Raw genomic sequence first — 11,673 nt, forward strand, 5'->3', positions numbered from 1 at the left:
ATCTGCACCGGCTGCTAATAGATCCTTTACTTGAGCTATTTGACCATTTTTAGCAGCTTGATGTAAAGAAATGTCTACATTTGTATTTTCAGAAAGCATAATTTCTCCTTGAATTAATATATTAATTAATTTTATAATATTTTTATTAATAAGTCAAGTAATTTTCTAGTTTAAATTGTATTAATATTCATTCCTTTAAATTTAAAGTAGAAATATCGTAAAAGGACAACAAAATTGCCATCAGTTTTGAAAGAAATCTATTGAAAAGTATCTTAATCTTTATACTTTAAACTTCTACTAGTCACAACCACTGTACCAGCTATTTTATCGTGCCAAGTCTGACAACGTTTATTAAAGTGTGCCCATATGAAGCCCAAAAATAACGGAACTACTGACAATATAAAAGCAAAAAACCTTTTGGTTGCTTGTTTTAGGGTTATTTTTTCAAGAGTATTTGCATCTAGCACCCTCAGCCCAAGTAACAATTTCCCTGGTGTAGCAGCAAACTTTAACCACATGTATGCTACGTAACAAAAAAGCATAATAAATTGAGATATTTGGTTCAAAATAATTAACTTTACATACTTACTTTTTACCATTTCCTCTTCTATGGATAGAGGTACTTGTATTGAATATTTTGCCGCAACTTGATTTAATATTTTCCCACTTTCAGAATTTATAAAAAGGTAGTTCAAGGCCTGGCCATAAAAGTTTAAAAATAAGACAATAATAATTAAATCTAACAACACAGATATATAGCGCCTCAGTCCTGTGACATAACGAATTCCTCTTTCGTCCTCCTTTACTTTCTGAATAGAGCTCATAGAAGACAAGATAGAAAAAAGTCGGTTAAAAAATCGATTTAACATAAAAGCACTCAAAATATATTGCATGTGCCCCTAGCCGGACTTGAACCAGCATGCTTTTGCAAGCAACAGATTTTGAGTCTGCCGTGTCTACCATTCCACCATAGGGGCCTACTTTAATGCTATAGACAACACAAAATTAGTCAACTTGATAATTTTACCTTATAAGGTAAAATCAATAGGTTATATTTTAAGATCTAAAACATACATTTCTAAGGGCATAAACAAATGAATAAACTAGCCAATTTACTAGATAAAAGAAGTAGCATAGATACAGAAATCTGCAAACTGCCGCATAATCTCGAGGCTGAGCAAATGCTAATTGGAGCTATGATTCGCGACAATAGAATCTGCGATGCAGTGGAAGATATAATAACAGCAGAGAATTTTTACGATCCATTGCATCAAAGCATTTTTACGCAAATATCCAAGACTAGAAAACATGGCATTGTTGCCAACGAATTAAGCCTAAAGATGTTTTTTGAAAATAATCAAGCATTTGCCGATTGCGGTGGAGTTGAATATCTAGCAAAACTCGCAGCCAAAGCCAGCATTGCTCTCGATATATATAGTTTAACTAAAATAATCCGCGATGCTTACCTAAGAAGATGTTTAATTAAGCTTGGGCAAGAAATGGTTGATGATAGCTACAATTACGATATTGACAGCCCAGCACAGGTGCAAATCGAACAAGCAATGACAAAATTATTTAATTTAGCAATAAAAAAACAGGGTGAGAAAACATACATAAAACTTGCAAGTTCAATTAAAGATGTAGTTGAAAAGATTAGTATGCTAAAAAATAATCCGGAAGCACTTGGTATTACCACTGGACTACAAGACCTGAATAGCATATTGGGCGGCCTTCAGAAGTCTGATCTGCTAATTCTAGCTGCAAGACCTTCCATGGGTAAAACAGCACTTGCACTAAATATTGCTCTTAATGCTTGCAAAGTTCTGCAGAAAAAAAATGATAAGCAGCACTATGTGGCATTTTTTTCACTTGAAATGTCAGCAGAACAGTTAACTGCAAGGTTAGTTACTATAGATTCAGGGATTAGTTATTATAAAGCTTTGACAGGAAGAATCAGCGATTTTGAACTGCATGAATTTATCAGTACTAGTAAGGTGTTATCTGAATTGCCTTTCATAATAGATGATACCCCAGCACTGTCGATCAGTGCTCTTCGCACCAGAATACGTTTATTGTACCAGTTATATAATATAGAAGTTGTATTTATTGACTACCTCCAGCTAATCAGAGGAACAACAAAGAGAAGTAATGAAAATAGAGTGCAAGAAATATCGGAAGTAACGCAAGGACTAAAAGCAATTGCAAAAGAGCTAAATATCCCTGTTGTTGCACTATCACAGCTTTCTCGTTCTGTTGAGCAAAGAGATGATAAAAAACCGCAACTTTCTGATCTGCGTGATTCAGGAAGCATAGAACAAGATGCAGATATAGTGATATTTCTGTATAGAGAAGAGTACTATGAATTGAGAAAACAACCAAATGAAGGAAACAATAAACATAGAGAATGGCAAGAGAAAATGGAGAAAATCAGAAATATTGCAGAGCTGATTATTGCAAAACAAAGAAATGGACCAATTGGCAGTGTAAAATTGTACTTTGATTCGAACAGAGGTGCATTCAAAGATTATACAGAAAGATATAATTCGAATTAGTTAGTTACAGTAGAGAATCTTAATAGTTGCGGCATATATTTATTAATGATAAAATGTAAGAATTAATGTGTATTTTATTATGATTGGTTTATTGTTTGCTGTACTATTATTTTTTTACAGTAATGATGTATTTGCAAAACAGGAACCACGTTCAATTGCTGCAGATGACCACATTAAGGTAATGAATTATAACCCACAAGCTATACACAGGTATACTGGTTTTTATGGTTATCAGTCCAGTATAGTGTTCGAACAAGGAGAAGTGATACAAAATCTTTGGATGGGTGACTCAACTGGTTGGAATCTCATTCCCCAAGGTAACAGGTTGTTTATCAAACCTGTAGATGATATTGCTGACACTAATGCAACTATAATTACCAATAAGAGGGTTTATTACTTTGAATTTCATGCCGAAGAAGCTACAGGGTTAGATGATCCGAGATTAGCATATGAAGTAAGATTTCTCTACCCACTGTTTAACAGCGATGAGATTTATACAAATCACAATGGTGATATCTTTGAGCAAACTAATCACACCATTATTCCCGATTTAAACGACATTGAGGTTGCAAAAAAGGGATTAAATTTCAATTATTCCATCTCACATGTTAAAGGAAGCCAGTCAATAACACCTATAAAAGTGTTCGATGATGGAAAATTCACGTACCTGCAGTTTAATAAAGTAAATTCTGACTTTCCAGCAGTTTTTATGGTTGACTCTAAAGGGTATGAGTCCGTAATCAATACCCGTACAGTCGATGATTACCTGATTATTGAAAGAGTGAGTTCTGTGTTTACTTTAAGGAATGGTGCAGATACGGTTTGTTTGTTTAACGAAAATATGCCTTTTAATAAGAAAAAGTATAAAAGAAAGTAAATAAACAAGCATAAACCAAAGAACAAATCTAGGAACAAACAGCAAAATAAGCTGAGGAGCAAGGTGCAAAATTTTTTCTATGGTGTTCTGTAATGCCATGAAGGTTGATAGCATTAATGTGTTCTTTTGTCCCGTATCCCTTATTTTTATGCCAGTTATATTGAGGATATTTATTATGCAGCCCCTGCATCAATTGATCTCTGGTAACTTTTGCAATGATCGATGCCGCCGCTATTGATATGCTTATACTATCACCATTTATTACGGGCTTTACTTGCCATTTCACTTCAGGAGGTTGGTTGCCATCCACTAAGACGTAATCCAAATCTAGATTTAAATCTATCAATGCACGTTTCATTGAAAGTTTTGTTGCTCCTAAAATGTTATATGAATTTATTTCTTCTACGCTTGCCATTCCTATACCGAATTTTGCAGCTGACGTTATTTTGTGATATAGAACTTGTCTACTCTTTGGAGTAAGTTTTTTTGAATCATTAATTCCATCAATAACTGTACTTCTATCAGTAAAAACCACCGCTGCAGATATAACTGGACCAGCGAGCGGACCTCTGCCAACTTCATCTACTCCCGCTATAATTCCTGGTAGCTCGTTTTCTAATGCAAAATCTGGGTATTTCATAAAATATTATAATAAAAATGCTATACTTAAAACTGAACAAAAAAGAGAAATTATCCAAAATCTCATAACTATCGTATTCTCTGACCACCCTTTCTTTTCAAAATGATGATGTATTGGCGACATGAGAAAAATCCTCTTGCCTTTTGTACACTTAAAGTATGATACCTGAATAATTACAGATAGAGTTTCTATGACAAAAATTCCTCCTATCACTGCAAAAAGTATTTCTCTTTTTATTAAAATACTAACTAAACCTAAAGTTGCACCTATTCCTAGACTGCCAACATCTCCCATGAATATTTTTGCCGGATGTGAATTAAACCACAAAAAACTTAAAATTGCCCCTATAAAAGCAGTACAGAATAAGATAATGTTAGTATCTTCTTGCATTAAATATGCCACTAATCCTAAAGCAGCAAAAGAAGTTATTGCCTGTGTTGCAGCAAGGCCATCCAGTCCATCTGTAAGATTTACAGCATTAGCAGTGCCCACTATTACAAACGCAGCAAATGAAATATACAGATAGCTAATATCAATCATTGCTCCCTTAAATACATATATCTTCGTAAAGTCGTCAGTGGAGTACATCTTAAGTACCAGCACACTAACTACTGCAACAAAAAATTGAATAAGGATTTTTGTTTTTGCACTTAAACCTTGATGACTCTTTGCTTTTAATTTTAGGTAATCATCAAAAAAACCAAGTAAAGCAAAAGATAAAGTTATAAATATCAACAACAAAACTTTTGGTGTTAACTGCACCCAAAGTAGAATCGGCAATAAAGCAGAAAGCAATATTACTACTCCACCCATGGTTGGTGTGTTCTTTTTTGTTATCATATGACTTTCAGGCCCACATGCTCTAATTGGCTGTCCATCCTTGCTTACTTGCTTAAAAAGCTTGATGAAGTAAGGAAAAAGAGCAAAGCCAAAGATGAAAGAAGAAATTAAAAGCATTTTTGTGATTGTTCCCTTTTATAAGTAAGATAATTTATTCTATTCCCCATATAAATTCTTTCTGCACCCATGCTTTGCGTTTTGAAGCAACTAATAGACACCTATCTTCACTGCATTTTTCTATTCCCATTATAACAAATTTATCTATTTTCATAGCGATTGTGCTATCTGTATTTTGTTTTTTATAACCAAAAGTATCTTTCTTGATCATCACATAACGTTTATTGCTTAATAGAGTGCCTTTTATCCATCCACAATCTTCATCGATGTCACAGACTTTCTTCCAATTTTCGAATTCTTCTATAACTTTAAGGGGCAAATTTTTACGGATATATACCCACTTAACAGGATAGTGCACCCCTGGTCCAGTTCTCATATTAATCTTATTTGATTTTGTTGACACAAAATCATCAGCAAATAAGCTATATGAAAATAATAGAATAACGATGAGTTGCTTGGAATGATCAAAAATAAATTCCTTTCGCAAAAGAGTTCTGGCTGTCATAAAACTAAAGCTCATCTAGTAAAGCTTTATAGTCTTATCACTAGTATAAGTCAACAAAACATCATATATTTATACGGTTATTCCTTCATTATTATTACAATGCTGATCAACCCGTAAGCTGTTGATTATTGAACGGGTACAATTTACAGCCATAATAGCATAACCCAAAGCGAAAAAAGGCGTAGAAACAATAGGCAGACCTAAAGATGATAGCAGATTAAAAGGTAATAGCAGATCAGAAGGTAATACGAGTATTATTCCACCTAGCACAAATAAACCGCTAGATGTTATATCAAGACAAATCTTGGTTAATTTCCCTGAAGTTTTTTCTTGTATTTTATGTTTTTCATCTAATTCTTTTTTGCGAAAATGATCAGTTAATGACCACATATTTAATGTAAGAGAAATTATACTTACTACAGCACCAACAGCAGCAAAGTATATACTGAAGTCAGGAATACGACAAACCAATGTTGCTACATACCCAGTGCTTAAAACAGCCGACAATACGGTAAAGAAACGTTTTGAATAAGTCCGTATTTTCTTTCTATGGGCTAATTCTTGATAAGTTAATTCATGGTCCATAATATAATATAATTATTATTAACATAGTAACATCAGTCAATAAAAAGGTCAACTGAAGAGTGCCCGAAAGAAGACTTGAACTTCCACAACTTAAAAAGTTACTAGCACCTGAAGCTAGCGCGTCTACCAATTCCGCCATCCGGGCTTTTTATAGTTTACTATACTGAAATCCAATAATATACTTAAGTAATTTTTTAATTTAGCGCAATGACAGATTCAGACCAAATATTTTTTGCCCAAAACAATATTAACATCGATAACGTATATAAAATAGTAAATGATGCTTTGATCAATAGTGACGGTGGCGAATTATTCTTAGAACTTTGCCAATCGGAATCACTGCTTTTTGATGATAATATATTAAAGCACGTAGATTTAAATACTAGAAAAGGTTTTGGTTTAAGATCCTTCTGTGATGATAGTGTATCCTTCGTGTGTTCTTCAGAAATTAGTGAAAAAGAAATCAGTAACGCAGCCTCTATCGTTAAAAGCTCAATATCCTTAAATAAAACAAACTCAATCAGTTTAAAAGAGAACACAAAAAGCCTTTATCCAGCAATAAACCCTATAAAGGAAATGGATCTCAACGCAAAAATTAAGCTACTCAATGAAGTAAATGAGTATATACGATCTAAAAATAGCAACGTAAAACAAGTAAAAATTACTCTCAGCGGAGAATGGCAAGTTGTACAAATAATAAAAGATAGCCATAGATTAAGCGATATTAGGCCTTTAGTGCGTTTTAATGTATTGGTTATTTTAGAAAAAAATGGTCGGATTGAAAGAGGCTCTGCAGGGCATGGTGGAAGAGATTCCTATAGTAAATTTATCTCTGAAAATAAATGGAAAGAAGTTGCAGATCAAGCGTTAGCACAAGCTTTGATAAATCTTGAAGCAATGCCAACACCAGCCGGAGAAATGACAGTTGTTTTAGGTTCGGGATGGCCAGGTATACTCTTACATGAAGCCATAGGTCACGGGTTAGAAGGAGATTTTAACCGCAAAAAAGTTTCAGCGTTTTCAAATTCTCTCGGTAAACAAGTCGCTGCTAAAGGCATAACAGTAGTTGATGATGGAACTTTACCTAATTTACGTGGATCTATTAGCACCGACGATGAAGGCACTCCATCTGGTTACAATGTTTTAATAGAGGATGGAATCTTAAAAGGCTATATGCAAGATCACATGAACGCTAAACTTATGGGTGTAAATCCAACAGGAAATGGCAGAAGAGAAAGTTATAAGGAGGTTGTCATGCCGCGTATGACAAATACGTATATGCTGCCCGGAACGCATAAGCCAGAGGAAATAATATCTAGTGTAAAGAAAGGTATATATGCAGTAAATTTTGGTGGTGGGCAAGTCGATATAACATCCGGTAAATTTGTTTTTTCATCTTCCGAAGCTTATCTGATAGAAAATGGCAAAATTACACAACCAGTAAAAGGCGCAACTTTAATTGGTGATGGACCAACAGTACTTAAAAAAGTATCCATGATTGGCAATGATTTAAAGTTAGATCCTGGTGTTGGCACATGTTCCAAAGATGGACAGAACGTGCCTGTTGGAGTCGGTCAGCCAACACTCAAGGTTGATTCTATCACTGTAGGCGGCACTGAAGTATAAAATTGTTGCTAACAGTTGACTAGATTTGTTTTTTTAACATAATTAAGTATAGGTAACACTTTGAGGTATTGAATGGCAAAGAAGGGCATAAGAGATTATTTATATCAAGCCATAGCACTGATATTAGCAGTACCATTCTACGCAATATTATTTCCTTCATTCTGTTGCGGGTTTTTGTTTGAGCGTATTGAAAAAGCAAAAATAAGTAAGCCATTGAAATTTATCATTCTTGCTCCACTAGTAATTTTATTTTTACTGATTACAATACCAAGTGTAGCGTTGGCTGGTTTGATTAGTAGCACACTAACAGTTATAAGTATTGCTCTTTTTCCGGAGTTCTTTTTTTCATTATGGATTAAAGAAAGAGTTGGGTTAAGTAGAGTTTTAAGTACCCATTTTATCAGTCAGTGCTTCATACTAAACTTTGAAAGTTTTCTCGAAGTAAAAAATAACAATAGGAAGCTTTTAGTGGAGCTTCTTAAGAGTAATAATTTAAATGCACTGAAGGTTATTTTTTGTCATAAAGAACATCCAGAACTGATAAAGAACGTTAACACTGAAATTCATGATGAGGAAAAATCAAAGATTATATTGGATTACTTAGAATTAAGTAATTTTAAGTCTTTATTTGTTCAACGTGATCTGCATGAAGTATATAAAGCATGTAAGGATGGTATTAAAGTAATTAATGATATTGATATAGGATTACTCAAAACGTTTTTTAAGTTAGATAGATATTCCCCGCTTAATAGTTCAAGAGATTCTATTAGATTATTTAATGTTATACTTTTGCTTAATAAGTATGGATTAGCAAACAATATATCTGAGACCTTGAGTTCCAGTAACCAATCTAGTGTAATGAAAGTAATGAAATACTTTTTATCTCAGGATATGAATGATCAGGACTTTAACCTCTTCACTTCAATGTTGAAAGATAAAAACGTATTTGAGAATTTAAAGCGTATTGACAATATTAACAACACTTTACCAGGTATACTAGAATTTGAAGATTCCAGTTCTTTCTTAAACTTAAGTGAGATTTCTTATGACCACATAACTCATTTTTTTATAGATAATTTGTACTCATTACTATCGAACAATAAATTATTTGATAAGTTCAACAGTATTCCTACTAAAGTTCTTAAAGATATTTGCAACACTGAATTATATAAAACCTGTAAAAGCATTGGTGAAGTTTTGGCATTTTTTGATTGCTTATATGATAACAGGAAAAATAAAAATATTATAGATAATTTAAAAACTGCTTTTGAAACAGATAGTGAAGTAACTCATGCACTTTTAAACAATGAATTATTTAACTCTCAAGATGAAGTATCAGAAGTGATGAGACATGAAAATTTTGATGGTAGCAAAGTAAGAGAAATACTGAATAGAGCTAACTTAGTACAGACACTAAGAAAAAATGCGCTTATTAATGCATCAAGCAGAGAGAAAACTATCTGTATATTTAACTTACAGTACGTAATACATCTTTTTCACGAGCAGATAAAAACATATTTATCATTAAATGAAATGCACAATGATCAGAAGGCAAGGAAGACTTTCTTCAATAGTGTAGACTTGTTTCGCTTTTTTCTCAGGGAAACAGAAGGGTGTAGATATGAAAAAGTACTTTCTATTATCAAAGACACTAAATTTGAGCATTTTAAAGATGGTAGGTTTATTTCACAAGTGGGCGACAATCTTAAGGACTATTTTTCTCATCTGCTCATTTTTCAGGGAGCGTTATTTTCGGATATAAGTAACGAATTTAGGTTACGTGTAATGTATATTCTTTTTCCATTATTTAGACCTGAAAGAGGTCCACAATCTACTATGGAAACACACTGTGAAGAAATATTTAAAATGAAATTCGTAGAGCTTTTTATCAAACAAAAGTATAAAGAAATTACACAGGAGTCTTTAGAAAAAATTCAAAATCTAACAATAGAAGACCTGTTAAAGATACCAGGAATAGAAGAATTTATTAAAATGGAAGAGATCGAGAAGTTTTTACATACTAAGGGAATAACAAACTCGAGTGATCTATCCTTGCTGGCAGAATTGATAGAAAATAGCATACATATTGCAGATGAAATTAATAACAAATTAAATTCTGAAGAAAGCAAAATACAGATAATCTGTGATGTATTTCAAGCAGATCCGCATTTAGAGTCAGTATATTCTCTTGACTTGTATGAAATTAATGTAACTAGAAATGTGTTGAAAAGGCAGCCACCATCTCTTCTTAATTTATGTAAAACAAACATAATTAGAAGTTCGTTAAATCAACAGACAGTTTCTAACTGATTTGAGAGATCTATTGACCGGATTTGTTTTTTTAAATATACTAAACATGGGTGATGTTGTGGAGTGGGCGAATGACAAAAGGGGGTATAAGGAAATATTTATATAAAGCTATAACACGGGCAACAGCGGTACCATTTCATATGGTATCATTCCCTCTTTTGTGTTTCTACTTTTTAAATGATCTTATTTGGAAACCAAAAAATATAAGTAAGCATTTGAAATTTGTCATTTCTGCTCCATTAATAATTTTATTTTTACTGATTGAGATACCAAGTATAATATTTGCTACGTTGATGGTTGGTACATTAGTAATTGCAAATGTTATTCTTTTTCCCGATCTCTTTTTTCCATTGTGGATTAAGGAAAGAGTTAACTTGAGTAAAGTTTTCAGTATTTACTTTTCCAGTCAATTGCACGCAATAAACTTTGAAGATTTCCTAAAGATCAAAAATAACAACAGGGAGCTTCTAGTAGCGATTCTTAAGAATAATAATTTAAACGTACAAGATGTTATTTCTTTTCATAAAGATTATTCAGAACTTGTAAAGAGCATTACCACCGAAATTCATGATCACGAAAAATCAAAGATTATATTTGATTATTTAGGACTAAGTAATGTAAAGCTTTTAATTGCAAAAGATACATACAGTCAACACTGTCTACACGCAGTGTATAAAACATGTAAGAATAATATTAAAGTAATTAATGATATTGATATAAGATTACTCAAAGCATTTATTAAGCTAGATAGACACTCTGCATCTAACAGTTCAAGCGGTATGCGTGCCACCAAATTATCTAATATCATACACTTGCTTAAGGATCATTACTTAGCAAAGAATATATCCGATGCCTTTAGTTCCAATACTCAGTCTAGTTTAGTTAAAATAATTAAATACTTTTCACAAAAAAACATGGATATACAGGAACTTACACTCTTGACTTCAATGTTGCAAGACAAAAACGTACTTGAGAATTTAAAGCGCATTGATAATATTAACAGTATCTTACCAGATACATTAACATCAGAAGATTTCAGTTTTTTCTTAAACTTAAGGAAGATTTTATGTAATCATACAACCTATTGTTTCATAAATAATTTATACTCGTTATTATCGAACAACAGATTATTTGATAAATTCGACAGTATTCCTACTAAAGTTCTCAAAGATATTTGTAGCACTGAACTATATATAACTTGCAAAAATGCTAATGAAGTTTTGGCATTTTTTGATTGCTTAGATGATAACAAGCAAAATGAAAATATTCTAGATAAATTAAAAACTGCTTTTGAAACAGATAGTGAAGTAACTCATGCACTTTTAAACAATGAATTATTTAACTCTCAAGATGAAGTATCAGAAGTGATGAGACATGAAAATTTTGATGGTAGCAAAGTAAGAGAAATACTGAATAGAGCTAACTTAGAAGATGTCTTGAAATCATTTAAGTAGCTAATTTATTAAGCATAACGGTAATCATATTAAAGAAAATATTGGTTTTTGAGGTAAGAGGAGAATGTTCGTAATCTTTGCTCATGCGCCTAAAATTGGAGAGCCAAGCAAAGGTTCTTTCAACTATCCAACGTTTTGGAATAACCTGAAATCCTTCAGCTTCGGGA

At 32.6% G+C, this 11,673-nt stretch carries 11 protein-coding genes and 2 tRNA genes; 5 read left to right on the forward strand and 8 right to left on the reverse strand.

What is annotated here, in order from left to right; translation table 11 throughout:
• Positions 1–272: 272 nt before the first annotated feature.
• Both IC220_RS00925 and IC220_RS00930 read right to left on the reverse strand, forming a co-directional pair.
• Positions 273–869: an RDD family protein gene (locus IC220_RS00925; protein WP_188152733.1), complete on the reverse strand. Its 597-nt coding sequence runs from the start codon at positions 867–869 to the stop codon at positions 273–275.
• A 25-nt stretch (positions 870–894) separates the two neighbouring features.
• Positions 895–977, reverse strand: a tRNA-Leu gene (locus tag IC220_RS00930).
• A gap of 117 nt (positions 978–1,094) precedes the next feature.
• Between IC220_RS00930 and IC220_RS00935 the strand changes: the two genes are divergently transcribed.
• Positions 1,095–2,552, forward strand: coding sequence for a replicative DNA helicase (locus tag IC220_RS00935; RefSeq protein ID WP_188152734.1), 1,458 nt, complete (start codon positions 1,095–1,097; stop codon positions 2,550–2,552).
• 79 nt (positions 2,553–2,631) lie between these two features.
• Positions 2,632–3,429, forward strand: coding sequence for a P-type conjugative transfer protein VirB9 (virB9, locus tag IC220_RS00940; protein WP_188152735.1), 798 nt, complete (start codon positions 2,632–2,634; stop codon positions 3,427–3,429).
• Positions 3,430–3,457: 28 nt separating this feature from the next.
• On the opposite strand, the gene IC220_RS00945 is transcribed toward virB9, so the two are convergent.
• The 5 genes from IC220_RS00945 to IC220_RS00965 form a co-directional block, all read right to left on the reverse strand.
• Positions 3,458–4,069: a ribonuclease HII gene (locus IC220_RS00945; protein WP_188152736.1), complete on the reverse strand. Its 612-nt coding sequence runs from the start codon at positions 4,067–4,069 to the stop codon at positions 3,458–3,460.
• 6 nt (positions 4,070–4,075) lie between these two features.
• Positions 4,076–5,026 (reverse strand): phospho-N-acetylmuramoyl-pentapeptide-transferase, encoded by a 951-nt coding sequence (mraY, locus tag IC220_RS00950; protein WP_188152737.1) that lies wholly within the window; start codon positions 5,024–5,026, stop codon positions 4,076–4,078.
• A 34-nt stretch (positions 5,027–5,060) separates the two neighbouring features.
• Entirely contained in the window at positions 5,061–5,546 is a 486-nt protein-coding gene (locus tag IC220_RS00955; RefSeq protein WP_188152738.1) for an SH3 domain-containing protein, read from the reverse strand.
• Between the two features lie 54 nt (positions 5,547–5,600).
• Positions 5,601–6,116: a hypothetical protein gene (locus tag IC220_RS00960; protein WP_188152739.1), complete on the reverse strand. Its 516-nt coding sequence runs from the start codon at positions 6,114–6,116 to the stop codon at positions 5,601–5,603.
• Positions 6,117–6,176: 60 nt separating this feature from the next.
• A tRNA-Leu gene (locus IC220_RS00965) sits at positions 6,177–6,261 on the reverse strand.
• A gap of 62 nt (positions 6,262–6,323) precedes the next feature.
• Here IC220_RS00965 and tldD point away from each other — a divergent pair.
• The 3 genes from tldD (at position 6,324) to IC220_RS00980 (ending at position 11,506) form a co-directional block, all read left to right on the forward strand.
• The gene (tldD, locus tag IC220_RS00970) at positions 6,324–7,742 is read left to right on the forward strand and encodes a metalloprotease TldD (RefSeq protein ID WP_188152740.1); all 1,419 of its coding nucleotides are present in this window, start codon (positions 6,324–6,326) and stop codon (positions 7,740–7,742) included.
• A 72-nt stretch (positions 7,743–7,814) separates the two neighbouring features.
• A complete protein-coding gene (locus IC220_RS00975) occupies positions 7,815–10,052 on the forward strand; it encodes a hypothetical protein (RefSeq protein WP_188152741.1) in 2,238 nt (745 codons plus the stop codon).
• 215 nt (positions 10,053–10,267) lie between these two features.
• A complete protein-coding gene (locus IC220_RS00980; RefSeq protein ID WP_188152742.1) occupies positions 10,268–11,506 on the forward strand; it encodes a hypothetical protein in 1,239 nt (412 codons plus the stop codon).
• Here the strand turns inward: IC220_RS00980 and IC220_RS00985 are convergent.
• On the reverse strand, positions 11,499–11,673 hold a 175-nt coding region (locus IC220_RS00985), incomplete at its 5' end, for a transposase (protein WP_188152743.1). The two genes, IC220_RS00980 and IC220_RS00985, sit on opposite strands and share 8 nt — an antisense overlap.

It is taken from the genome of Wolbachia endosymbiont of Pentalonia nigronervosa, from assembly GCF_014534705.1.
Lineage (GTDB): Bacteria > Pseudomonadota > Alphaproteobacteria > Rickettsiales > Anaplasmataceae > Wolbachia.